Below are 25,355 nucleotides of genomic sequence, written 5' to 3'. Positions count from 1 at the left end.
TTTATATACAAAACCACATTTGTCGGCTCTTTGCCATCTTCCCAGAGATAGATTGGCTGCGGGATTGCTGCTGAAGCAACTGCTATCATAGATCGAGGGACAAATGAGATTATCTAATTTCTGGGAGAAATAAGCGAGTGAATCACAAGCTGGCCAAAATTATCGGATTATTTTTCGCAGCCGCCACCCTCTTTGGATTCGTCGGTTATGCGCTTCAAAATCCCAACTTCGCCAGCAGCTCAGCGATGTCGATCGGCTTCCCCAATCTTACCACCGCGGCCGTCGGGGCGATCGACAACAAACGATCCCAAATCTATCTCAACGGAAATTGGCAATTTGTCCCCGCAGTTGGCAACCCCCAAAACCCCCCCGTCTCGCCAAATTGGGGATCCATCCAAGTACCCGGAGACTGGCAAAAAGAAAACAACCAATCCGTACCTGGAATCATCACTCGCGGCAGCGGCAAAGATTGGGAAAACTTCAACAGTAAACAACTATCAAAAGCTTGGTATCAGAGAAAAATAGACATTCCCGGCGACTGGACAAACCGCCGAATTTTTCTCGACTTAGCCAGAGTCAGCACCGATGCAGTCATCTTTGCCAACGGCATTAACTGCGGTCAAATCCCCTGGCCCTACGGCACTATTGAAATTACCAAAGCAGCAAAACCAGGTCAAAACACCCTATCTATTTTAGTCGTGGCAGTATCCGATGAAAAGGAAAAAGCCGTCATCATGGGCCCCACAGAAATCTACACAGAAAAATCCAAATTGGAATCGCGGGGAATCATCGGCGAGGTAAGGCTTCTGAGCCTTCCCCCAGGCCCGTTAATTAGGGACGTATTCGTCCAAACTTCCACCCGAAAAAAGCAAGTTAAATTAGATATTGAACTCAAAGACGTTGCCCAAAGCGGTCAAGTAGAAATAATAGCGCAAATGCTGGACGAAAAAGGCAAAATAGAACAAAAATTTACTGGCACGGCCAAGGTTCAAGCTAAACCTATTCAAACCGTCCAAGTTCAGTGGAATTGGCCAAATCCCCGTCTTTGGGATGTCGGGCAACCAAACCTTTACACCCTACAATTAGAAGTAAAAGGCCGCGGCATTGACACGCAATACGACCAACCTTTTGGCTTCCGCGAATTTTGGATAGAAGGGCGCAAATTTTTCTTAAACGGAACTGAATTTCGGCTGCGACCAAACTTGCACTCCGATACTTGGCAAGGCGGCACAGTAGAAGTTGCTGATAGCCTAATTGATGGCTACGTAAAAGCAGGTTTTAACATAACAGAAATGTGGCCTTGGAATCACGACGAACGGGGTAGATGGCACTTCCGAGAGTTATTTTCCGAAAGAGCAGACCTCAAAGGTTTTCCCATTATGGCTCCCGCTTTAGACATTAGTCCTATCGCTTGGAACGGCAAGTGGAAGAACCCCCTGTGGAAAAACCGCTGGAAAGACCGAATGGTGATTGAAATGCGCCGCTACCGCAATCATCCATCAGTATTAATGTGGGCGACAAGTCCTAATTTTTTCGGCAACGCTGACGATTTAAATCCCCGTCGCATCGGCAAAAGCAAAGTAGAAGGAACTCTCAGTCCCTCGGAAAACCAGCGTTTGCGGGTCAACACTCCCCTAGGAAATGACGCTTTAGCGACGATTAAATCTGCCGACCGAACCAGACCTGTGATGGTACACCAAGGCGCACACTTCGGCGATGTTTATGCGCTGAATTCTTATTTAAATCTGATTCCCTTGCAAGAACGAGAAGAGTGGATTTCTGAGTGGAGCAAAACCGGGGAAAGGCCCTACATGGCAGTCGAGTTTGGGACTCCTCTGCACGCAACGATGATGCGGGCCCGCAAAGGTTTTGGTCAGGCAATTGTCAGCGAACCTTGGATGACTGAGTTTGCGGCAATTTATTTTGGCAAGCAGGCTTACGAGTTGGAAACTGCCGCTTATAAATCTAAAATTCGCGAGCAGTTTATCAATGGTCAGGAGTATCAAAACTGGCATATTAAAAAAGAGTTGGATTTTGCACCCGCTTTTCAAAAGTTGCAGCAGTTATTCAGTACAAATACTTGGCGGAGTTGGCGGACTTTTGGAATGTCTGGGGGGATGATTCCTTGGAATGACGGACATGGTTGGGAACTTTCCGAAGCTGGCAGAAAAAAGGTGGATATTGGGGCATTTAAACCTGGTCGCCGGGGAGTTTATTTGAAGCAAGTATCGAATAATCTTTTGAATTATTACCAGCCCGAAGCTTTCACTGTTCATCCTGGGGGCGAGGCAATTATGAATAATAATAGCTCGACTTTGGCTTGGATTGCTGGTGCTAGCCCGGTTTTTACTGCGAAAGATCACAATTTGTTTGTGGGCGGAAAACTGGCTAAGCAAGTAGTGTTAATTAACGATACGCGGACGGCGCAAGAATTTGCGTTTAATTGGCGGGTTTTGGTGGGGGGGGAAGAAGTTAAAAAAGGCGAGCAAAAAGGGACGATTGAGCAGGCAGGAACGCTGTTTTTCCCAATTGACGTAAAATTGCCAAATACCATTTCTAGCAAGGCTGACGGCGAAATTCGCTTGACTGCGCGAGTGGGCGATCGATCGCATTCTGATACATTTGCTTTCCGCGTTTTTCCCAAACAATCCAACATCAAAGATGCGGTGACAATTTTCGACCCAGCGGGCAAAACATCGGCCATGTTAAAACAATTAGGTTATCAGCTTGTACCGTGGAATGGTTCGCAAGTTTCATCGTTATTAATTATCGGTAGGGAAGCATTTTCTAGCGGGCAAAATTTGCCGGGAAGTTTAGAAAATTTTGTCCAAAACGGCGGCAAAGTAATTGTGTTTCCCCAGCGCAGGGACTGGCTGGAAAATACAGGTTTCCGGGTTGCTGCCCACGTCAGCCGCCGCGCTTATCCAGTTGACAGCAACCATCCCGCAATTAGCGGTTTAGACAGTGAAGATTTGCGGGATTGGGTGGGGGAAAGCACGTTGCTTGAAGCTTATCCAGATACGATCCAAACTGGCCCTAATTTGAGTCCGGCAAATAAACCTTGGTACGGCTGGCGTTGGGGAAATCGTGGCGGTGTCAGTAGCGCTTCAATTGAGAAACCGCACCGCAGCGGTTGGCGCCCCATTTTGGAATCAGAGTTTGATTTAGCTTATTCGCCGCTGATGGAATTGGATTACGGAAAAGGGCGGCTGATTTTAAACGAGTTGGATTTGGAAGATCATTATTCTGTAGATGCTGGGGCGGCGCAGCTAGTGCAACAAATTGTGAGTTACGGGATGAATTCTCCGGTACTTGGAAAGCCGGATCAAGTGGTTTTAATTGGGGGAGATGAAGATGCCCAAAAGTTGGATAGTTTGGGGGTAATTTATCAGCGCGCTAGTTCGCTTTCTAATGATGTGGGTTTGGTGATTGTGGGGAGAGAAGTGAATCTGAAAGATGCAGCTTTGCGCGGTTATTTGAATGCTGGTGGGAAGGCGTTTTTCTTGCCGCGTCAAGTGCCTGCTGCGGGTTTGGGCGTGGGTTTGCAGCAAGCGCAGGATTTTGGGGGTTCGCTGGCGGTTCCGAGTTGGGATGAGGTGAAGGGGGTTAGTGCTTCAGATTTGCGATCGCGCTCTTTTTATGATACTTGGTTGATTAAGTCTGGGGGAGAAGTCGGTGCTGACGGTTTGTTAAGTCGGGTAAAAGTTGGCAAGGGTGTGGCGATTTTTTCTCAGATTGAACCCGACAGTTTGAATGCTGATACTAAGACTTATTTGCGTTTTACTCGCTGGCGGCAAACGAGGGCAAATGCTCAGATTTTGGCTAATTTAGGGGCTAGTTTTAAGGCGGATGAATCTGTGTTTAACGGTTCGAGTCTGGAGTTTTATCACTGGGATTACAGAACGGATTTTGAGAAGGGGGATGATCCTTATCGGTATTATCGATGGTAGGATTTTTTAACCGCAGAGGGCACAGAGGACGCAGAGGAAGAGAAGAGAGAGATGAATAATTTAGTCCGGGACGCATTTCGATCGAAGAAACCGGGTTTTTTACTAAATCTGTGGTTTGCAACGAAGTATTTTCGTAAAAAAACCCGGTTTCTGGAGTCCGGTTCATAAGTCCTAATACTGTTAAATATCAAAGGTCAAAGTGACGGCGGAAGCGGGGGTCTAGTTTGTCTGTTTTCTTTTGGTTGCAGGTGCCGCAGAGGGTTTGCAAGTTGCTGATGTCGTTGCTGCCGCCGCGCGCTAGGGGGATGATATGATCGATCGACAGTTGGGTTTCTAGCTTGGTTTGGCCGCAGCTTTGGCATTGGTATTTATTGCGAGTGAATACATATTTTCTGACTTCTGGGGGAATGGGAATTCTGGGGGTTTTAGTCATGAATTGTTCGGTTGAGTTTCTTGATTGAGAAGTTGGCGGCGCAAATCGTCAAGTGGTGATTCTGGCGGGCTGATTTCTAATTGATTGCTTTCTGGTGTTTCTTCAACTTCAGGTTCGTCGGGGCAAAACTCTATAGTGACATTGAGTTTGAGCTTCATCTTTCCTTTCTTCCAGCCCTGAGCACCCACTCTGAGAATTTCACAATCTATACCTTCACCAAACCAGTTCTCATAAGCATTAGGTTGTTGGTCAGTATTTGAACCTACATAAATGTATAGTTTTTGTTGACTCAACAAGTGAGTGAGTTTCTCTCCTAACCCATATTCAGGCAAAACTCCATTTACTGTTTCCTTGAGTTTTTCTACTTTAAGCATTGCGTTACCGAAAGATAAAGCATCCTCATTACCGCAGTTGTGAAAATCAAATTTATCTTCCATATTCTTGTTGTCCTCACGTAAGTCTTATTTAATCTACTCTTTCTAATTCCAAAGCTACCATCAAACAGCGATTAATGTGGTTTATGGCATCATTTGAAAGGGAACCCAGTTTCCGGGTAATCATTGACTTGTTGAGGGTAAAAATGGACTCGCACCTAACTACAGACTCAACTCTAATACCAGCTAATACAATTTCATCTCCTGTTATCAAATATTGAGTGGTAGTCAAAGGGCGAGTTGTCTTAGAAGTACAAGGTACAACCATCACATCGTCAAGAATTTGATTGAGATTATCTGCCGAAATTATCACAGCCGGACGCAGTTTAAACTGTGTTAGCTGAGTAGAAGGCATCGGCACTTGAGCCAACACTACATCACCGCGTCGTAAGTTCATCGGCAAATATTTCGTCATAAATGTCATTTTCCGCACTCAGCCACTCTTGATAAGCTTGGGATACAAGCATCGGCTGAATAGGTTCTTTTCCACTTTTCAAGAAGAGGGCTAGGTTCAGAAGTGTTGCTAACTTATCCTCTGGAAGTTGCTCGATTATTGTTAGAAGTTTTTGGCGAATGTTCATAGGATTAAAATCGCTCTTTGTTGGCTATTATAGCACAATAAACACAAAAAAGAAACCAGGTGAATATTAGTCACCCGGATTTCAATCATTCACCATCCACCGAAACACTATCATTTTGTCCAATTACAGGCAACAAATGCTCGTGCAACTTCATCGCCTGCAAACAACTATTAATCCCAGAAACCGCCCGATCGTACTCTTGAATCTTTTGCTCATTCTCAGCTTGCCGCCGCAGATTCCCAGCAATCTTTTCCTCCGCCTCCTGTGCCAAAGTTTGCTCCAAATAATCGCGGGCTTGACTGTATTTCTGCAAAATATCATCAGCTTGCTTTTGGGCCAGCGGCAACAAATGCTCTTTCAGGGTTTGGTTGACAGTTTGGCGGAAAGTTTGCCGAATAGTTCTAGATACTTTTGGCTCAAAATCTAGCCGCAATAATTGCCGAATTGCCGGTTGGGCATCTACCATATTTTCGCAGTCGAAACCTTGAGAAGTTTGCTGCAATGTTTCCCGGAATTGATAAATTGAAAATGTGCCTTCGTCGTAAAAACGGGGACTTTCTCGCACGTAGCGATCGCACTCAACGCCCGCCGCATTTACCAAAGCATCAGAAACCCGCTTTGATAACTCCTCTAACTGCTGTTCAATTCCCCCATCATTCCCCAACAACCGATAAAGTAATCGATAGTATTCTGACTTGCGAACGCTATCTTTCAAATACTGGAAATAATTATCAACCAGTGATTTAGTAGCCTCTACTAAAATATCTTCCAACTGATTCGCTAAATAATAAAGTGCTTCAACTAAAACAGCAATTAAAGGTGCTGTAGCATTGCGGGGATGATTCCGTAAAGTACGTCCGTAAGCCGCCTCAACAGAAAATCCATCTAACAATTCATCCAAGCGCCGGATCATCCGAGATTGCAGTTGCCGAAAGTCTATATCGAAAATATCGCATCTGTTCATAATCATTTCATTGACTTCTTCGGCGATATGTTCCCGAAAATCCTGTCCGACTTGCTGCAACTCTTGATTTAGTCGCAAAAGTTCCTGTGCTTTCATTGCTTCAATTTCACGGGGCTGGCTGTCCAAATTCCGCTGAATTGTTTGGTAATGTTTCCGCAGTTGAATGCACAAATCTTCTAAGTCGTCAGCGAGATTTTTGAACAGTTGCGGGCGTTTTTCTTCTGTGAGGTAACGGGTGATGGCTGTGCGAAAATCTTCGATGCCGCTATCTTGAATTAATTGAGTAATTAATGGTTGTCCTTGCTCTGCAAGAATCCGCACGTAGTTTTCATTTGGTGTTTCGTAGCTGTTAACTGAAATCCGAAATTTGCTCGGAGATAGCTTGCCGGAATTCGCACAGTAGCGATTAAATTCACTAACAAATTGCGGAGTCTCTTCACTATTACTAAAAAAATCTGAATCTAATTTATCATCTCCAAAAACTCGCCCTTTACTGGTGGCAAAGATTGTATTTAAACCAAAGCGATCGCGCCCTGTTGTCCCTCGAATCAAACTCCCGTAAAACCCCAACAATCCGCTAGTTTTATAAACTCTCGCAGTATCGCGAAAGTCGGAATTAATCAGATTTTCTAAGCGCTGCCGCAGTTGCGTGTTGTACCAAGTTTCGTCAATGCGGTTGAAAATGTAAAACAGTCGATCGCGAATTCCCGGATTTCCCCGTGTTTTTTCCATCAACTCGGTTTCTTCCGTCGTCATTTCCCCAGACGAAGCTGCTTTCAAAACGCAGACAACCGCCGAAGTATCGGGGCTTTCAATCTTATCATAAGTCAATTCTGCATCCCGTTGCACGGGTGCATCAATTCCCGGCGTATCGATAATAATATTGCCATCTTGCAGCAGCGGATGATAACAGTAATATTCAACTCGCTTGAGTACAGCACTGTTACTACCGCGACGGGCATAACTAGCAGCTTCCTTGAGATTGGAAAAGTTAAACTGTTCCATCGAGTAGGTAGCGTTTTCGAGAGTTTGGATGCGATCGCGATTTGCCTCAAAACCTTCTAACAGCAGCATCAAAGCCTTAGCTTTTTTGGCTAACTCGGATTTATTTTCGCCGCCTTCCGTTTCAATAATTATGTTACATCCCTGAGACAACAGCGACACTACATCTGTTTGATTAATATTAAGTTCAGTAGCTAAACCTAACTGATGGCACAGCACAGAAGCTTGCTGGCTAATCTCAAACTCGCTCAAAAAAGTGAGAACAACGCGCTCTTTTTCCGGCTCAGCAAAGGCGATATAACATTCCGTACCTGTCGCGTGTCCTTCTGCACTGTAGAGCAATTCTCGCTCCAGCAAAGCATTAATTAGCATGGATTTTCCCGCACTGAAAGCGCCAGCAAACACAATTTCAAACTCAGGAGAAATTGCCTTTTTCAGAGAAGCTTGTACCGCCGTGATATCTTGTTGTCGCAAAGAAGATTCCTGACGCAGCAGTTGCAGTAAGGAGTCAACTTGCTCTTGCAGATTGTTGCATTGAGGGGGCATTTGAGTCATGGCGGCAGACTGCTCCTGATTTTGGGAAAATTACCTTATTGTTAATTCTCTGCTAGTTCAGGAATAATCACAACAGTAATTTTACTTATGCGATCCAGGATGGCTGAAAGTGCGATCCTCTTCGAGGGCTGCGCTAACGGCTATTCTGGCGACAAATCCTATCGTTTACGGTTGTTTCGGAATTATTAAACCGCAGAGGCCGCAGAGGGCGCAGAGGAAGAGAAGAGAGAGATGAATAATTGCTATACCCACGCATTTGATATCGTCTATTTACAGCCAAGTGGCTAAATCTGATATGTCCGTAAAATTTAGCCAAGCATCTCCTAATTTTTCGTACACGATTAGTAGTAAGGCGCGCATTATTGCGCCCCTACAAAATTAAACTGGCGCATTGCGTACTCTATATTAAACCGATAAATCCTGACGCGGTTTAAAAGACTCAACCTGTCGCAACTTCTCGTACAATTCTCGTTCCTCTTCACTAATTTCTTTGGGAATTAACACCTGAATTTCTACCAACTGATCGCCCCGATCGCCATTTCCTGTTGGATAGCCTTTGTTAGCCAGCCGCAACCGCTTTCCAGAGGTTACTCCCGGCGGCAATTTCATCTTTACCAAGCCGTCTAGCGTCGGTACTTCAATATCTCCCCCCAACACCGCTTCGCTGGGAGTCAGTGGCAATTCGCAGCAAATATCCGACATTTCCAAGCGAAAAAATGGATGGGGAGAAACCGTGATTTTCAAATATAAATCTCCGCCGCCCATACCTTGATTTCGCAAGCGAATCCGCTGGCCTGATACCATAGCAGGAGGCAGAGTCACCTCGATCGCTCGCCCATCTTCCAGACGAATTCGCTCGGTACCGCCCGAATAAGCCCTTTCCAAAGGCAGAGTTAGCCTGGCCTCAATGTCCCTTCTCGTTTCGCGATCGTCCACATCCCTTCTGGTTTCGCGATCGACTGTTTCTCGTCGCATTTCGCGATCGACTGTTTCTCGTCGCATTTCGCGATCGACTGTTTCCCGTCGCATTTCGCGATCGTCAAAATCCCTTCTAGGTGGGCGAGAATTAGCCACATAACTCGTTTTCTTAGAAGCCGTATTCCACGGTTCAGAGGAGGCTACTCCCTGTGTATCATTCGCTGTCGCCATCCTCACTTCCCGGCGTCTTCCGAGCACTTGATCGAGAAATTTATTAAAATCCGAGTAATCACTAAAATCGACATCTTCGGTCGGTTTTTTCCGGGTAGTTTTAGTGTTTCCCCAAGTTTTGAAATTGGGAAGTCGCACCCCTTGCTTGCCTTGAAATCCCTTTTGTTTCCAGAATTTACTAAACTGATCGTATTGAGTTCGCTTCTCAATATCGGAAAGAATATCGTAAGCTTCATTAATATCCTTAAACCTATCTTCAGCAGATTTATCCCCTGGATTTACGTCAGGGTGCAACTGTCTGGCTAGCCGTCGATAGGCTTTTTTTATCTCATCAGCCGTGGCATCTTTGGGCACTCCCAAAATTAGATAGTAATTGCGAAAATTCTGCATAGTTAGTCATTAGTCATTAGTTATTAGTCATGAGTTATTAATTATTAGTCATTAGTCATTAGTCATCCTCCTTCCCTGCTTCAAACTAGGGACTAATGACTAGGGACTAATGACTAACCACTAATTAGAGCCAATCGTCGTCATCATCCCAATCGTCGCTTTGATTTTGATAAGGGCGAGTGGGGCGATTAGCACTGCTTCTACGATCGCCCATACGATCGCCCATTCGATCGCCCATTCGATCGCCCATACGATCGCCCATACGATCGTAGGGGCGATCGGGAATTGGATCGACAGTCGATCGCCTGTACGGTTTAGCATTGGTATAATAGCTGCTATCATCGCTGCGCCGCTTCGTACCGTCGCCCGTAAAAGTCCGCTTCACAGACTCAAAGAAATCATCATCATCGTCATCCATCGCAAACGCCGAAACTTCCCGGCTCAAATCGTAAAGAGCATCCTGCAAATCCGAACCAACTTGGTCAACTCCCCGCTCATCATTGCGTTCCAAACTGTCTCGCAATTCCCGAATTAAAGTTTCAATTCGCTGGCGGCTTCTTTGAGCAAACTGCATTCCGCGATCGAGCGCAACTTCCCGCAACTGCCGCTCGGCTTGATAAGCTAAAGCTTCAGCGCGATTGCGTTTTTCTACCCTTTCCCGCTGCAACTTATCAGCTTGAGCAAACTGTTCCGCATCGCGAATCATTTGATTCACTTCCTGCTGACTCAGCGTCGAAGCACCTTGCACAGTAATGCTTTGTTCCCTGCCGGTAGTTTTGTCCAAAGCAGTCACCAACAGCATCCCGTTAGCATCAATATCAAAAGCTACTTGCACCTGCGGAATCCCTCGCGGTGCCGGCGGAATTCCAGTTAGTTTAAACCGTCCCAAAGACTTATTATCTCTGCCTAATTCCCGTTCCCCTTGGATGACGTGAATTTCTACCACAGTTTGGTTGTTTTCAGCAGTCGAAAAAATGTCCGATCGCCTGACGGGAATAGTAGTATTCCGAGGAATCAGTTTTTTCATCACCCCGCCGATCGTTTCCAAACCCAGCGACAGCGGCGTCACATCCAACAGCAGCACATCGCGGACATCGCCACCCAAAATACCCGCCTGAATTGCCGCACCCACCGCCACAACTTCATCGGGATTGACATTTTGATTCGGCTCTTTATCAATCAAGTTGCGAACAACTTCCTGCACCAAAGGAATGCGAGTCGAACCGCCGACTAGCACAACTTCATCAATGCGAGAAGGACTCAAACTTGCATCAGCCAAAGCTTGTTTGACTGGACGCCGTAGCCGCTGCACCAAATCTGTGCACAGCCCCTCAAATTGACCACGAGTTAGTCGCGTTTCCAGATGCAAAGGCCCGTCTTCGTTCGCATCGATAAACGGCAAATTAATCTCGGTGACACCGACTCCCGACAGCTCAATCTTGGCTTTTTCTGCCGCTTCGATCAAGCGCTGCAAAGCTTGGCGATTTTTCCGCAGATCGATGCCTTCTTTTTCTAAGAATTGTTCTGCCAACCAATCAACAATTTTGGAGTCAAAATCATTGCCACCTAATTGAGTATCGCCGCTAGTTGCTTTAACTTCAAATACTCCGTCTCCCACGTCTAAGATAGAGACATCAAAAGTACCGCCGCCCAAATCAAACACTAAAATAGTTTGACTTTCTCGCCTCTCCAAACCGTAAGCTAAAGAAGCCGCTGTCGGCTCATTTAAAATCCGTTTGACTTCAAGTCCGGCAATTCGTCCCGCATCCCGCGTCGCCTGTCGCTGCGAGTCGTTGAAATAAGCGGGAACAGTAATTACAGCCCCCGTCACCTCTTGTCCCAGATAGCGACTGGCTTCATCGGCCAGTTTCCGCAAAACCATCGCCGAAATTTCCTCTGGGGCAAAATCTTTTTTCAGGCGGGGACACTTGATTTTGATGTTCCCGTTTTCGTCGCGGCGAGTTGTGTAAGGGACGCGCTTTGATTCTGGAGTCAGTTCGGTATATTTGCGTCCGATGTACCGCTTGACGGCGTAAAAGGTGTTTTGCGGATTGAGAACAGTCTGGCGTCTGGCCATCTGTCCCACCAGGCGTTCTCCTTCCTTTGTGAAAGCGACTACCGAGGGAGTTGTCCGCATCCCTTCTGCATTGGCAATCACAACCGGTTTGCCGCCTTCCATGACGGCTACTACTGAGTTTGTTGTTCCGAGGTCAATGCCAACTACTTTACCCATGCGTCAGTTGTCTCCTGTGGCGTTGTGTGTAACTTTTTCAATATAAGCGTTAAGTATGATTGCATTTATTGTACCGCGTCGAGAAGCGGGGGCTGCGGGGGGATTGCCTCACCTGCGGTTCAGGTTGCTGGGGTTGGCTGGGTGCGATCGACCTTTTTTCCATACGGTTTGGCGCAGCAACCGAGGAGCAAATTGATTAGAACTCATATCTTGCACCATTCTCAAGAACAGGCTTTCCGGCCTGTTCCACAAAAATTCAATGTTCTTGTGGAACAGGCCGGAAAGCCTGTTCATAAATAGCTAATTGAGAATGGTGCAAGATATCAGTTAGAATGGAGAGCAAAAGTTATAGCTATCATTAACATAGAGGTAGCCTGAATGACCGGATTAGAAGTATTGCAGTCAGTTGAGTTTCTCAAGATAAAAGGCAAATAAGTTAAAGATAATTGGGATGAAGATTGAGGTTATTACAAGTAGGAATTACGCACGGGTGGTCAGAAACCGGGTTTTTTTACGAAAATCTTTCGCACTCACCCACAGATTCGGTAAAAAACCCGGTTTCTTGGGCATAGATGAGTAATTCCTGACAAGATTGAATTTCACTACAAACTTAAGGAGGCAAGAGTTATGCAAAGTATTAAAGTACGATCGCGCGTCGGATCAGACGGGATGTTGCATTTGCAAGTCCCGGTTGGGATAAAAGATACAGATTTAGAAGTTATTGTAGTTTTCCAGCGCATAACACCGGCAACTGAAGCTAAAACACCGGAAGATTTAGGCTGGTCGCCCGGTTTTTTTGAAACGGTAATAGGAAGTTGGGAGGGAGAACCGCTTGTTCGTCCCGATCAGTTGGAATATGAAATCCGGGAAGAATTGCTGTGATTTATCTTTTAGACACCAATACTTGCATCCGTTTGTTAAATCCAGACCGCAACTCATCGGTATCTCGCCGACTAGCAATGATTCGGTCAGGTGATGTAGCAATATGCTCTGTAGTTAAAGCAGAACTTTACTGGGGTGCTTTTAAAAGTTCTCGTCAAGATAGCAATCTAGCTAGACTAGAACGTTTTTTCAATGAGTTTGTAAGTTTGCCTTTTGATGACCAGTCTGCCCTAATTTACGGTCAAATTCGCACTCAATTAGCTGCATCTGGGACACCTATCGGCCCTAATGACCTTTTGATTGCCTCTATTGCTCTCGCCAACAACCTAATTCTTGTAACTCACAATACCCGCGAGTTCAGCCGTGTTGAGGGTTTGCGTCTGGAAGATTGGGAGATAGAGGTCTGAGTTATACCAATTTCATAAAGTTATGCTACATAGAAAGTTTTACTCCCCCCCTTAATAAGGGGGGGGTTGGGGGGGGTAGATATGTAGCGCTATTTTATGAATTTGGTATTAGATGTATCGAGTTCGCCTACAATCACAATCTCGCTCCAACAATGCCTGCAATCGCAATAAAACTATGAAATTCACCTTAGATGTAGAAAACAATCCCACAGGCTGGCCGGATCATACTCAACTACCAGAATCCGACGGCACTTTTGTGAAAAACTTTCAAGAACATCCCCAAAGCATTCTGTTAACAGATTCAATTACTCCCGTTTTGCAGAGAATCCACGCTGACGGTAACTATTGTATCGGTCAAGATAGCGGCATTTACTGGCGATTAACTGACCCGTTAGAAAAGGGTGCAGAAGCGCCAGACTGGTTTTATGTGCCTAATGTCCCGCCAACTATTGACGGTCAATTGCGCCGTTCTTATGTGATGTGGCAAGAATTTGTAGCACCGTTAATTGTGTTAGAGTTTGTATCGGGGAATGGTGCGGAAGAACGGGACAGAACGCCTTTATTGCGATCTGGTCAACAGGAAACTAAGCCGGGTAAATTCTGGATTTATGAAAATGTCATCCATCCGGCATTTTACGGAATTTATGAAGTAACTAAGGCTAGCGTTGAAGTCTATCACCTGATCGAAGATAGGTATCAATTAGTTGCTGCAAACGATCGCGGTCATTATCCGATCGCACCGTTAGGAGTGGAATTGGGAATTTGGCAAGGAAGGTATCAAAATGTTGAGTTACCTTGGCTGCGCTGGTGGGATAGTCAAGGGAATCTGTTGTTAACCGGGGCTGAAAGAGCCGATCGCGCCGAAGACCAATTAGAGCAATTGCGCGCTCAATTGCGATCGGCTGGAATTGAACCGGAATTGTGAATTGGAGTGCATCTCAATTTGGGAAGGGCGCGGGGGCAAAAAACCCGGTTTCTGCGTGAATATTTGTAGAAATAATCGACAATTTTTGGAAGAAACCGGGTTTTTTTCGTAAGTCCTAAAGAAGTCGGGGATCTAATAATCATCACAGAGGAAACCAAGTGCCACGCATTTTTGACAACATTGAACTGCGGCTGCTACCAGCATTGCGAGACACCATTAAACTCTCCTATCGGGCAGATTTTTGTGTGGGCTATTTCAATCTTCGGGGATGGCGGAGAATTGGCGATTTAATCGAAGCTTATGTGGGAAACCAAGGAGCCTGCTGTCGCCTTTTGGTGGGAATGCAAAGTTTGCCGGCCGATGAATTGAATGCTAGTTTTAGCCTGATTTCCCATCACGGGGGGATTGACAATAATGCCATTATTCGTCTCAAAAAACGGATGGCTGAGGAATTCCGCCACCAGTTGACGATAGGGGCTCCCAGTGATATTGATGAGCAGGGATTACGCAGGTTAAGCTATCAGATTAAAACTGGAAAAGTTGTTGTTAAATTATTCTTAGCTTATCACCTACACGCTAAGCTTTATCTCGTTCACCGTCACGATCCCAACACTCCGATCGTCGGTTTTTTGGGCAGCAGCAATCTGACTTTATCGGGATTGTCAAAACAAGGGGAATTGAATATTGATATTTTAGATTCAGATGCTTGTAATAAGTTGCAAAAATGGTTTGACGATCGCTGGGAAGAATACGGCTGTGTTGATATTTCTAAAGAACTTGCAGAAATTATCGATCGCAGTTGGGCGAGATCCGAACTAATTCCACCTTATCACATCTATCTCAACATAGTCTATCATTTGTCCCGCGAGGCGATCGCAGGTATTGCTGAGTTTCAGATTCCCCGCGATTTTAAGGGTTTATTTAAATTTCAAGAAGAAGCCGTTAAGTTAGCCGCCCGTCACATTACCAGACGGGGAGGCGTGATTATTGGCGACGTTGTAGGGTTGGGTAAAACTTTAGTCGGAACTGCGATCGCCAAAATTTTACAAGAAGACTGTTTCTTTGACACCCTGATTATTTGTCCCAAAAACTTGGTAAAAATGTGGCAAGAGTATGCAGACAAATATCGCCTGCTGGCAAAAGTCTTATCCATCAGTCTGGTACAGCAAGAATTGCCAGAATTGCGCCGCTATCGAGTTGTGTTAATTGATGAAAGTCACAACCTCAGAAACCGCGAAGGCAAGCGATATCGAGCGATTCAAGAATATATTGCAATCAACGAAAGTAAATGTATTTTGCTTTCAGCAACTCCCTACAACAAAACCTATTTAGATTTATCTTCTCAGTTGCGGCTGTTTATTCCTGAAGACCAAAATTTAGGATTGCGGCCCGAAGCTTTGCTCAATCAATTGGGCGGAGGCAGTCAAGGAGAGTTAGAATTTATTAAGCGGCATCAATGTTCCGTGCGCTCTTTGGCTGCTTTTGAAAAAAGCGAACATCCTGATGATTGGCGAGATTTGATGAAGCACTACATGGTGAGGCGCACTCGCTCGTTTATCAAAGAAAATTATGCGGAAACTGACGCAGAGAAGAAGCGCAAATATTTAGAATTTGTAGATCGCACGCGATCGTATTTTCCCGATCGCCTTCCAAAAACCATTAAGTTTTCCTCGGAAACTTCCGCAACGAACTCCCAGCTTGACTTTGAGGAAATTGTCGAAGTCATCAATGCCCTAAATCTGCCGCGTTACGGGCTGGGAAATTACATCGCCAAAAAACCCAAACAACAGCCGACTGAAGCAGAACAGCGGCAGTTAAATGCCTTATTCCGTGGGGGTCGCCGATTAATGGGATTTTCGCGGACAAACCTGTTTAAACGGCTAGAAAGCAGCGGTAGTGCCTTTATTCAGTCGATCGAGCGCCACATCCTGCGGAATTTTATCTACTTATATGCGATCGACCAAAACTCCGATATTCCGATCGGCACCCAGGATGCAGAATTGTTGGATACCCGCAACAGCGATGAAGATGCTGATTCAGTGGTGGTTAGCAGTTTTGAAAGCGAAGAAATCGAAGATGATGCGGGCGAAAATTTAGATATTGAAGCAGAATTGCTGTCAAGCGAAAAGAGTTTTAAACAGCGGGCCGAAGTAGTTTATCAAGAATATAAAACGCGCTATCAACGCAGGTTTAAATGGCTCAAATCAGACTTTTTTGATACCAAGAAGTTAAGACGGGATTTGCTAGAAGATGCCCGCTGTCTGATAGAAGTCTTGCAAACTTGCGGTAAATGGCATTCTCAACCCGATGAAAAGTTAGCTGCTTTGGTGAAATTGCTCACAGAAACTCACCCCCATGAGAAAGTATTAATTTTTACTCAGTTTGCCGATACAGTCCGCTATATAACTGATAATTTAACTAAGCTAAATATTGCGGGCGCTGCAGCGGTGACAGGTAAATCAAAAGACCCCACCGAACTCACATTTCGGTTTAGTCCGACTAGCAACGGTAAGCGTGACAAAATCTCCCCAGAACGAGAATTGCGAATCTTAATTGCCACCGATATCCTGAGTGAAGGTCACAACTTACAAGACAGTGCGATTATCGTTAATTATGACTTACCTTGGGCAATTATTCGGTTAATTCAGCGGGCGGGAAGAGTGGACAGAATCGGTCAAAAAGCCGATCGCATTTTGTGCTATTCGTTTTTGCCAGACGAAGGAGTCGATCGCATTATCAATCTGCGCGAAAGACTGCGCCGACGCTTGCAAGAAAATGCCGAAGTCGTCGGAACTGATGAAACATTTTTTGAGGATGACTCACCTCAAGTCATTCTCGATATTTACAATGAAAAATCAGGAATTTTAGATGGCGAAGAAGATGCCGAAGTTGACTTAACATCCGAAGCTTTTCAAATTTGGAAAAATGCCACGGACAACAACCCAATTTTGAAAAAAACCATTGAGTCAATGCCAAATGTAGTTTATTCAACTCGCAATCATACTCCCGCACCCTTGCAACCAGAAGGCGTTTTATTGTACATGAAAACCGCCGAGGGAAATGATTCGTTAATTTGGGTCGATCGCGATGGCAATAGCGTTAGTCAATCGCAACTCGGCATCCTCAGAATTGCAGCCTGCGAGGAAGCGACACCAGCAATTCCCAGAGACAAACAGCATCACGAATTAGTCACAAAAGGTGCAGAGTTGATAGCAGAAGAAGAGTTAACTGCGGGCGGACAATTGGGCAGGCCTTCCGGGGCCCGGTTCCGAACATACGAACGTTTGAAGAGTTACTTTAAGGAAATGAATGGTACAATATTTGCATCCGATGAATTGTCAAAAGCAATCGATGAAATTTACCGCTATCCCCTGCGCCAGTCGGCAATTGACACGTTAAATCGGCAGTTAAAAAGCGGGATTGGCGATCGACAATTAGCCGAATTAGTCGTGGGTTTGCGGATGGATGACCGTTTGTGTATAGTTAATGAAGACGAAGACAAACGGGAACCGATGATTATTTGTTCTTTAGGCTTGTTTCAGGAGAAAGCTGTCAGTCCGCCATTCCTCTCACCATCCAGCTAGTCCGCCAGGGAATGAATTCCCTGTCTAATAGCGAAAGTCGTCTAAAGACGACTCATGAATTGAAAATTTTTCTTCTCAGTCCTCTTAAGAGGACTTTCGCTTTGAGACAGGGGTTTCAACCCCTGTCGGACTGCGGGTTTAGCCTTAAGTTGACACCAATGAAGACGAAGACAAACGGGAACCGATGATTATTTGTTCTTTAGGCTTGTTTCAGGAGAAAGCTGTCAGTCCGCCATTCCTCTCACCATCCAGCTAGTCCGCCAGGGAATGAATTCCCTGTCTAATAGCGAAAGTCGTCTAAAGACGACTGATGAATTGAAAAATTTTCTTCTCAGTCCTCATAGCGAGGACTTTCGCTTTGAGACAGGGAATTCATTCCCTGTCGGACTGTCGGACTGTCGGACTGTCGGACTATCTGACTCTCGGTTTAACGTTAAGTTGACACGCCTTGGGCACGATGCCGTGTCCCTACTAGAGTTCTCCCTTATTCCTTCATATATAACCATGCCACAAACACTTAAAGAATCCCGCGAACTTCTCCAAGACTTTGAATTCAACAAATTATTCGTCCAAAAACTCGGTTGGGATAATCCATCATCCCACAAAACCGTATCTGTAGAAATAGAAGGCGAGACTTATTCCCGAAAAGCCATCGCCCAACTTAACGGAGTAGTTGTATATGAAATTATCGCCGATAGCGGAAATATCCCCAACAGCGCCGAAAGACTGACGATTTATCGCGAAATTGTCCAAATTTCTGCCGAAAATCTATTGATTTTTATTGATGAAAATCGCACCAAATGTCTCTGGTATTGGGTAAAGCGCGAAGGTACAAAACTTTATCCCCGCGATCATGTATACGTGAAACGGGAACCTTGCGATTTGCTACTGAGTAAAGTGACAGCTTTAAAGGTTGATTTAGAAGAATTAGAAACGCTTTCGGTGATTGATGTCGCCCAAAGATTGCAGGCTGGCTTGGATGTCGAACGAGTAACTAAAAAGTTTTTTGAAGAGTTTAAACAGCAACACGTTGAATTTTTAAGTGTGATTCGCGGCATTGACAAAGAAACAGATAGGCGCTGGTATACTTCGGTTTTACTCAACCGCTTGATGTTTGTTTATTTTTTGCAGCGCAAAGGATTTATCGACAATCAAAAATTGATGTATTTGCAGGAAAAGTTAGCCGAAAGCAAGCAGCGGGGAACGGATTTATTTTATTCGCAATTCTTGAAAACACTGTTTTTTGAGGGATTTGCTAAACCTCTCGATTTGCGGGAGGAAGGCGTTAAAGAATTAATCGGCGATGTTAAATATTTGAATGGGGGACTGTTTCTCGAACATCCCATCGAACAAAATTATCCGAATATCGCCATACCCGATGCTGCTTTTGAGAAAATATTTAATTTATTTGCAGCCTATTCTTGGAATCTTGACGATACAGTGGGCGGGAAGGAAAACGAAATTAATCCGGCGGTTTTGGGATACATCTTTGAGAAATACATTAACCAAAAAGCCTTTGGTGCTTATTATACCAGGCCGGAGATTACTGAATATTTGTGCGATCGCACAATCAACAAACTAATTCTCGATAGAGTTAATAATCTCTCTTCCTCCAACTCTTTCTCCCCCCTTACTAAGGGGGGCCGGGGGGGATCTCTTCATCAACAAGACAACGCATCCAACTCTTTCTCCCCCCTTAGCAAGGGGGGCCGGGGGGGTTCTTCTCCCCACTTTGAAACAATCACCGAACTCCTCACCAATCTCGACGCCAATCTCTGCCGCAGCCTGCTAACAGAAATCCTCCCAAACCTAACATTATTAGACCCAGCCTGCGGTTCCGGCGCGTTTTTAGTCGCAGCGATGAAAACGCTGATTTACATCTATTCAACAGTCATCGGTACAAGCAAGTTTTTAAACGATCGTTACCTCAATGACTACTTAAAAGACATCGAAAAAGAGCATTCATCACTTAACTACTATATCAAAAAACGGATTATTAGCGATAACCTCTACGGCGTGGATATCATGCCGGAAGCAGTGGAAATTGCCAAATTGCGACTGTTTTTAGCCTTAGTTTCGGCGGCGCAGAATGTCAACGACTTGGAACCGTTGCCGAATATTGATTTTAACATCATGGCGGGCAATTCCTTAATTGGATTACTTCGGGTGGATGACGCAGAATATGAAGGAAGTGGAACTCAGTTAAATTTGTTTCACAAGACATACAGACAAGTATTGGAGGAGAAAAACCGTCTGATTTCTATTTACCGTCATGCGACTACCTATAGCCAAAACTTGCAGAGTTTACGAGATGAAATTGCCGAAAAGAAAGCGCCGGCTATCGAAAATATTAATAAGATTTTGTTGGAAGATTTCAAGCAGTTAAAAATTAAGTTTGAACAAGCACAGATTAGCGGTAAGCCGATTAAGCGTCCCCTGACTCTCGCTGATATTGAAGCTTTGAAGCCTTTTCACTGGGGCTATGAGTTTGATGAGATTTTGCATCAACGGGGCGGTTTTGATGCGATTATTACTAATCCGCCTTGGGAAATTTTTAAGCCAGATGCTAAGGAGTTTTTTGCTAGTTATAGCAATTTGGTGACGAAAAAGAAGATGGATATTAAGAGTTTCGAGAAAGAGCAAAAGAAACTCCTGCAAGATATTGATGTTTCTAATGCTTGGTTGGAATATCAGAGCAATTTTCCTCATATCAGTGCTTATTATCGTTCAGCGGAACAGTACAAAAATCAGATTTCGATTGTCAATGGTAAAAAAGCAGGTACGGATATTAACCTCTATAAACTTTTTGTAGAGCAATGTTTGAATCTCTTACGCAGCGGTGGCGAGTGCGGGATTGTGATTCCTAGCGGAATTTACACTGACTTGGGTACTAAGCAACTGCGGGAGATGTTATTTAGTCAAACCAAAGTCACGGGGTTATTTTGTTTAGAAAATCGGAAAACAATTTTTGAAGGAGTTCATAAGAGTTTCAAAATAGTTGTTCTTACTTTTGAGAAGGATGGGATAACAACTGAGTTTCCGTCAGCTTTTATGCGTGTTGATGTGGATGAGCTGCAAAGGTTTCCTAGTGCTGATAGCTTGCAAATTAGTATTCAATTAGTGCGGAAGTTGTCTCCTGACTCTCTCTCGGTGATGGAGTTTAAAAATGAAGGAGATATTCGCATTGCTGAAAAAATGCTGCAATTCCCTTTACTGGGCGAACAGATTAAGGGGAAATGGAATCTGCGGTTAACTCGTGAATTTGACATGACGAATGATAGTCATTTATTCAAGCAAGAACCAGGGAAAGGGAGACTGCCACTTTATGAAGGTAAGATGATTCATCAGTTTACTCATCTCTATGCTGAACCGAGGTATTGGGTGGATGAAGCGGAAGCGAGAAAAGCTTTATTGGGAAGGAATGGTATAGATAATGGTCAACAATTAGATTATCAGTGTTACCGTTTAGGCTTGAGAGCTATAGCTCGGAATACTGACAGTAGAACCATTATTGTAAGTGCTATTCCCCAAAAAGTATTTTGTGGAAATTCAATGTTAGTTTCATCAGGGATGGACAAAATCTCAAACAATGAAACTATTTTATGTCAAGCGCTCCTTAATTCTTGGGTGCTAGATTTTTACATTCGTCAAATGGTGTCTGCTAATATCAATATGTTTTATATTTACCAGACACCTGTACCGCGATTAACATCAGGTGACAAATACTTCACCGACATCGTACAGCGCGCCGCCAAACTCATCTGCACGGCCCCAGAATTTGACGAATTAGCCCAAGAAGTCGGCTTAAACTCCCACCGAGAAGGCGTTACCGATGAAACAGAACGCGCTCAATTGCGAGCCGAATTAGACGGCATCATCGCCCACCTTTACGGATTAACGGAAGCCGAATTTGCGTATATTTTGACTACTTTTCCCATTGTCCCCGAAGCCGTCAAACAAGCAGCATTAGCGGCCTATCGCACCTTTGCAGCATAACCCGGAGATCCCCCCTAACCCCCCTTAAGAAGGGGGGGACAGGAAGTAGATCCCACGTTTGCAGGGGAAAGAAGAGGAGACGGCAGTGCCGTTTCCCTACAAATAATAGGGGGGGTAGTTACATATTTCGTGCATGAAAATTGAGGATTTTGCGGTAGGGAAAGAGCACGGTGCGGTGTCCTCTTTCCTCCGCCAGTCTTCTCGCTTACCCGGCAGTCCGCCAGGGAATGAATTCCACGGGGCTTATAGCGAAAGTCCTCTGAAAGAGGACTGAAGAACTCATTAGTCCTCTTTGAGAGGACTTTTGCTTTGAGGCAGGGGTTTCAACCCTTGCCGGACTGTCGGGTAGGCGCGAAGACTGTCGGACAGTCGGGTTTAACGTGTTGGTTGACACCTATGGGCAGTTCCTTGTCCCTACAGATTTCCCAAAATATTGTAACGAGTTGTAAAGTATAATGAAAACGAAGCGAACACAGAGGCCAAGTAGTATCAAATGCGAGTTGCGATCGCCGGAGCAGGCTTAGCAGGACTTTCCTGCGCTAAATATCTTACCGACGCGGGCCACACCCCCATCATCCTAGAAAGTCGGGACGTACTCGGCGGCAAAGTGGCCGCCTGGAAAGATGCAGATGGCGACTGGTATGAAACCGGCCTCCACATCTTCTTCGGTGCATACCCGAATATGCTCCAACTCTTCAAAGAACTTGACATTGAAGACAGGCTGCAATGGAAAGAGCACTCGATGATTTTCAATCAGCCGGAAACCCCCGGAACCTATTCCCGCTTTGACTTTCCCGACCTTCCTGCCCCCTTCAACGGCGTCGCAGCCATCTTGAGCAACAACGATATGCTCACCTGGCCCGAAAAAATCCGCTTCGGTATAGGTTTGATTCCGGCGATGCTTCAGGGTCAAAACTATGTCGAAGCAATGGACAAATACTCGTTTTCCGACTGGCTGAAAAAGCAAAACGTCCCCCCCAGAGTCGAAAAAGAAGTATTCATCGCCATGTCCAAGGCGCTCAATTTCATTGACCCCCACGAAATATCGGCAACCATACTGCTGACAGCCCTCAACCGCTTCCTGCAAGAGAAAAACGGCTCGAAAATGGCCTTTTTAGACGGTAGCCCCACAGAGAGGTTGTGTCAGCCGATGGTAGACTACATAACTGAGCGCGGTGGTGAAGTACGGCTGAATGCACCCATCGGGGAGTTTTTGCTCAACGATGACAACACGGTGCGCGGGTTCCAGATTCGGGGAGTAAAAGGGGCAGAGTCAGAAATTCTGACGGCCGATATTTACGTTTCCGCGATGCCGGTTGACCCGCTGAAGCTGATGATGCCGAAACCTTGGGGCGAAATGGATTATTTCAAACAGCTCGAAGGTTTGGAGGGAGTACCCGTCATTAATGTACACTTGTGGTTCGATCGCAAATTAACTGACATCGACCATTTGCTGTTCTCGCGATCGCCCCTGCTGAGCGTCTACGCCGACATGAGCAACACCTGCCGCGAATATGCCAACCCAGACAAATCTATGCTGGAACTGGTTTTAGCACCGGCCAAAGACTGGATAGGCAAATCTGACGAAGATATCGTCGCAGCCACAATGGTCGAGTTAGAAAAACTCTTTCCCGATCAAATCCCAGAACCAGCCAAACTGCTCAAATATCACGTAGTCAAAACCCCTCGTTCCGTCTACAAAGCAACTCCCGGACGCCAGCAGTGCCGTCCCACACAAACAACTCCCATTAGCAATTTCTATCTAACGGGGGATTATACGATGCAGCGTTATCTTGCGAGTATGGAAGGTGCCGTGCTTTCTGGTAAGCTGACAGCGCAGGCTATTTCGACGGCCAATAACAAATGAAAAATTAAGAATTTTTCATAAAGACGTAAAAAATCTCCCGTTTTCTAAACGGGGGAAAATCAGTTCTAATCTTTAAATTTCTTATTCTCGGATGCTGCAACTGTCAAAACTCCAGTGCATGAGAACTCTGGCTTCTGTGGATGACTCTTACGAACTGTGCCGCCAAGTCACGGCGAGTTATGCCAAAAATTTTTATTTAGGCACTCAACTCATGCCCGAAGCCAAGCGTCGGGCGATTTGGGCGATTTACGTCTGGTGCCGCCGCACCGACGAACTCGTAGACGGGCCGGGTTCTGATGCAACGACCCCTGAAACCCTCAATCTGTGGGAAAAACGGCTAGAATCGGTGTTTGCCGGCCATCCTCACGACGACTACGACGTAGCGTTGGTGGATACGCTGTCTCGTTTCCCGATCGACATTGGGCCGTTTCGAGAGATGATTGCGGGCCAGCAAATGGACTTGTACCGCAGCCGCTACGAAACTTTTGAAGAGCTCAATCTTTACTGTTATCGAGTAGCGGGTACTGTAGGGCTGATGTCGATGTCTGTCATGGGTGTAGGCGAATCGAACTCCGCTGCTAACTGGAATTGGCACTGGGGGAATAGAATTCCCAAAGAAGAAGCGATAGCCCTGGGTATTGCCAAGCAGTTGACTAATATTTTGCGCGATGTCGGAGAAGACGCCCGTCGCGGCCGCATTTACATTCCCTTAGAAGACTTAGCCTTGTTTAACTACACCGAAGAAGACTTATTCAACGGTGTGATTGACAACCGCTGGCGGGAATTGATGCGGTTTCAAATTCAGCGAGCTCGCAAATTATACGCCAGCGCGGAACCCGGAATCAAAGTGCTCAGTCCCGATATCCGCTGGACTGTTTGGGCTGCTACAATGCTCTACAGCAGAATCTTAAATGCGATCGAACGCAATCAGTACGATGTGTTTCAGAAGCGCGCTTATGTTAGCAATTCTCAGAAACTGCGGTGTCTCCCCGCTGCTTGGCTGAAGTCAAAAGTGCTTTAGTCGCGGGCCGTATTGCTGGCGATTCAGCAACTGGTAAGGGGTATTTGTCAAGTTACAAATTATATGATGTCCAGCAAATTGCATATTAGGTTAGTGGGGACGCGGTAGTGCCGTGTTCCTACGTTTGGTGTGTTAATTTAAATCAAATTTTAAGTCAAATTAGTGGAGTAGCGGGCGGAATAGGCAATTGGGCGATCGAACTTTCCAACAATTGCTTTTCCTGCTGGAGTTTTGCCTCTAAATTTTGAATTTGTTCTCGGCGGGCTTCAACTTCAATCAAGCGGCGAGACAATTCTTGACTCTGCAAAGTGAGAGATTGCCGCCAATCTTCGGCTTTCTGGGCTTCTTGCTGCAAAAAATCGGGAGTAAAACCTGTTGTTAAATATTTTTCTACTAATTGTAGTACCCAGTTTGTAGCTGCTTGAATATGCAAAACCTGGCTATTTTCGTCAACATTTGCTAATACTAGCATTCCTTCATTTAAAACATTTTGATCTAAATCTGACGGTACTGTCAAGAGAGTTTCTTTACAAAGCATAGCCCAAGTATCATCAGAATTTTGGCAAGCCAGCAATTGCAGACTTATCTCGCCTAAAATTTCCTTCTTTTGTACTTGGGCTAAATATAACATGAGGGTAATTAGTAATTGGTAATTGGTGATTAATTGCCCGTGTTAGCACAATTGGTTCTATTATTGAAACCAAATTTGTAGGGGCGGGTTCGCCAACCATTTATGGTAAACATCAATAATACTATAAACCCGCCCCCGCCCACCAACAATAAAAATGTACGATGAATTTAGAGGTAAAATTGTGATGTAAATAATGGCTGAGGAGAGGGCGGGTTTACGAGATTGTTTGTGTATTTCATAGATGGCTGGTTAACCCGCCCCTACGGGATTTTGGGATGTTTTTATACAGCGATCGCCCAGCCTAATAAAAATGATAATCTCCTCAGAAACCGGGTTTCTTTCAATATTTTT

Annotated in this window: 17 protein-coding genes; 8 read left to right on the top strand and 9 right to left on the bottom strand. The window is 45.2% G+C overall.

Annotated elements, in window-relative coordinates:
• The first annotated feature begins 137 nt into the window (after positions 1 to 137).
• On the top strand, positions 138 to 3,950 hold the full coding sequence (locus tag QUB39_RS06075) for a glycoside hydrolase family 2 TIM barrel-domain containing protein (protein ID WP_333208202.1): 3,813 nt from the start codon (positions 138 to 140) through the stop codon (positions 3,948 to 3,950).
• Positions 3,951 to 4,137: 187 nt separating this feature from the next.
• On the opposite strand, the gene QUB39_RS06070 is transcribed toward QUB39_RS06075, so the two are convergent.
• The 8 genes from QUB39_RS06070 to QUB39_RS06035 all read right to left on the bottom strand — a co-directional run bounded on the left by QUB39_RS06070 (position 4,138) and on the right by QUB39_RS06035 (position 11,985).
• Positions 4,138 to 4,383, bottom strand: coding sequence for an HNH endonuclease (locus QUB39_RS06070; RefSeq protein WP_333179519.1), 246 nt, complete (start codon positions 4,381 to 4,383; stop codon positions 4,138 to 4,140).
• On the bottom strand, positions 4,380 to 4,820 hold the full coding sequence (locus QUB39_RS06065; RefSeq protein WP_333208203.1) for a KGK domain-containing protein: 441 nt from the start codon (positions 4,818 to 4,820) through the stop codon (positions 4,380 to 4,382). The genes QUB39_RS06070 and QUB39_RS06065 overlap by 4 nt, the downstream gene beginning before the upstream one ends.
• A 28-nt stretch (positions 4,821 to 4,848) precedes the next feature.
• Positions 4,849 to 5,214, bottom strand: a complete 366-nt coding sequence (locus QUB39_RS06060) for a type II toxin-antitoxin system PemK/MazF family toxin (protein WP_333208204.1) — start codon at positions 5,212 to 5,214, stop codon at positions 4,849 to 4,851.
• Complete coding sequence (locus tag QUB39_RS06055; protein WP_333208205.1) at positions 5,195 to 5,398, bottom strand: hypothetical protein; 204 nt, start codon at positions 5,396 to 5,398, stop codon at positions 5,195 to 5,197. The genes QUB39_RS06060 and QUB39_RS06055 overlap by 20 nt, the downstream gene beginning before the upstream one ends.
• Before the next feature lie 85 nt (positions 5,399 to 5,483).
• Entirely contained in the window at positions 5,484 to 7,919 is a 2,436-nt protein-coding gene (locus QUB39_RS06050; protein ID WP_333208206.1) for a dynamin-like GTPase family protein, read from the bottom strand.
• Between the two features lie 405 nt (positions 7,920 to 8,324).
• Positions 8,325 to 9,458, bottom strand: coding sequence for a J domain-containing protein (locus QUB39_RS06045; protein ID WP_333208207.1), 1,134 nt, complete (start codon positions 9,456 to 9,458; stop codon positions 8,325 to 8,327).
• 124 nt (positions 9,459 to 9,582) lie between these two features.
• Positions 9,583 to 11,691 carry a molecular chaperone DnaK gene (gene dnaK / locus QUB39_RS06040; RefSeq protein ID WP_333056658.1) on the bottom strand — a complete coding sequence of 703 codons (2,109 nt, stop codon included), beginning with the start codon at positions 11,689 to 11,691 and terminating at the stop codon, positions 9,583 to 9,585.
• A gap of 108 nt (positions 11,692 to 11,799) precedes the next feature.
• Positions 11,800 to 11,985, bottom strand: coding sequence for a hypothetical protein (locus tag QUB39_RS06035; RefSeq protein WP_333340244.1), 186 nt, complete (start codon positions 11,983 to 11,985; stop codon positions 11,800 to 11,802).
• A gap of 333 nt (positions 11,986 to 12,318) precedes the next feature.
• On the opposite strand from QUB39_RS06035, the gene QUB39_RS06030 reads away from it, so the two are divergent.
• The 7 genes from QUB39_RS06030 (at position 12,319) to crtB (ending at position 24,373) form a co-directional block, all read left to right on the top strand.
• Entirely contained in the window at positions 12,319 to 12,573 is a 255-nt protein-coding gene (locus tag QUB39_RS06030) for a hypothetical protein (RefSeq protein ID WP_333056660.1), read from the top strand.
• Positions 12,570 to 12,980 (top strand): type II toxin-antitoxin system tRNA(fMet)-specific endonuclease VapC, encoded by a 411-nt coding sequence (gene vapC, locus QUB39_RS06025; protein ID WP_333056661.1) that lies wholly within the window; start codon positions 12,570 to 12,572, stop codon positions 12,978 to 12,980. Before QUB39_RS06030 ends, vapC begins: the two co-directional genes overlap by 4 nt.
• Positions 12,981 to 13,155: 175 nt before the next feature.
• Complete coding sequence (locus tag QUB39_RS06020) at positions 13,156 to 13,905, top strand: Uma2 family endonuclease (RefSeq protein ID WP_333233704.1); 750 nt, start codon at positions 13,156 to 13,158, stop codon at positions 13,903 to 13,905.
• Positions 13,906 to 14,063: 158 nt separating this feature from the next.
• Entirely contained in the window at positions 14,064 to 17,489 is a 3,426-nt protein-coding gene (locus QUB39_RS06015; protein WP_333485031.1) for a helicase-related protein, read from the top strand.
• 504 nt (positions 17,490 to 17,993) lie between these two features.
• Entirely contained in the window at positions 17,994 to 21,485 is a 3,492-nt protein-coding gene (locus QUB39_RS06010; RefSeq protein WP_333485030.1) for an Eco57I restriction-modification methylase domain-containing protein, read from the top strand.
• A 493-nt stretch (positions 21,486 to 21,978) separates the two neighbouring features.
• Positions 21,979 to 23,352, top strand: coding sequence for a 15-cis-phytoene desaturase (gene pds / locus QUB39_RS06005; protein WP_333233707.1), 1,374 nt, complete (start codon positions 21,979 to 21,981; stop codon positions 23,350 to 23,352).
• A 91-nt stretch (positions 23,353 to 23,443) separates the two neighbouring features.
• Positions 23,444 to 24,373 carry a 15-cis-phytoene synthase CrtB gene (gene crtB / locus QUB39_RS06000; RefSeq protein ID WP_333056666.1) on the top strand — a complete coding sequence of 310 codons (930 nt, stop codon included), beginning with the start codon at positions 23,444 to 23,446 and terminating at the stop codon, positions 24,371 to 24,373.
• Between the two features lie 154 nt (positions 24,374 to 24,527).
• Here the strand turns inward: crtB and QUB39_RS05995 are convergent, their stop codons facing one another.
• Positions 24,528 to 25,004 carry a hypothetical protein gene (locus QUB39_RS05995; RefSeq protein WP_333056667.1) on the bottom strand — a complete coding sequence of 159 codons (477 nt, stop codon included), beginning with the start codon at positions 25,002 to 25,004 and terminating at the stop codon, positions 24,528 to 24,530.
• Positions 25,005 to 25,355 lie beyond the last annotated feature (351 nt).

The sequence above is a fragment of the Microcoleus sp. AT8-B5 genome (assembly GCF_036705565.1).
GTDB lineage: Bacteria > Cyanobacteriota > Cyanobacteriia > Cyanobacteriales > Microcoleaceae > Microcoleus.
This window is presented reverse-complemented; position numbering and strand designations above follow the sequence as displayed.

Excerpts from the sequence above, each read along its gene's own strand:
- crtB (WP_333056666.1), top strand. The coding sequence starts at position 23,444 with ATGCTGCAACTGTCAAAACTCCAGTGCATGAGAACTCTGGCTTCTGTG.
- QUB39_RS06020 (WP_333233704.1), top strand. The coding sequence starts at position 13,156 with ATGAAATTCACCTTAGATGTAGAAAACAATCCCACAGGCTGGCCGGAT.
- QUB39_RS06050 (WP_333208206.1), bottom strand. The coding sequence starts at position 7,919 with ATGACTCAAATGCCCCCTCAATGCAACAATCTGCAAGAGCAAGTTGAC.
- QUB39_RS06070 (WP_333179519.1), bottom strand. The coding sequence starts at position 4,383 with ATGACTAAAACCCCCAGAATTCCCATTCCCCCAGAAGTCAGAAAATAT.
- QUB39_RS06035 (WP_333340244.1), bottom strand. The coding sequence starts at position 11,985 with ATGAACAGGCTTTCCGGCCTGTTCCACAAGAACATTGAATTTTTGTGG.
- QUB39_RS06045 (WP_333208207.1), bottom strand. The coding sequence starts at position 9,458 with ATGCAGAATTTTCGCAATTACTATCTAATTTTGGGAGTGCCCAAAGAT.
- QUB39_RS06055 (WP_333208205.1), bottom strand. The coding sequence starts at position 5,398 with ATGAACATTCGCCAAAAACTTCTAACAATAATCGAGCAACTTCCAGAG.
- QUB39_RS06010 (WP_333485030.1), top strand. The coding sequence starts at position 17,994 with ATGCCACAAACACTTAAAGAATCCCGCGAACTTCTCCAAGACTTTGAA.
- QUB39_RS05995 (WP_333056667.1), bottom strand. The coding sequence starts at position 25,004 with ATGTTATATTTAGCCCAAGTACAAAAGAAGGAAATTTTAGGCGAGATA.
- QUB39_RS06065 (WP_333208203.1), bottom strand. The coding sequence starts at position 4,820 with ATGGAAGATAAATTTGATTTTCACAACTGCGGTAATGAGGATGCTTTA.
- pds (WP_333233707.1), top strand. The coding sequence starts at position 21,979 with ATGCGAGTTGCGATCGCCGGAGCAGGCTTAGCAGGACTTTCCTGCGCT.
- QUB39_RS06030 (WP_333056660.1), top strand. The coding sequence starts at position 12,319 with ATGCAAAGTATTAAAGTACGATCGCGCGTCGGATCAGACGGGATGTTG.
- QUB39_RS06060 (WP_333208204.1), bottom strand. The coding sequence starts at position 5,214 with ATGAACTTACGACGCGGTGATGTAGTGTTGGCTCAAGTGCCGATGCCT.
- dnaK (WP_333056658.1), bottom strand. The coding sequence starts at position 11,691 with ATGGGTAAAGTAGTTGGCATTGACCTCGGAACAACAAACTCAGTAGTA.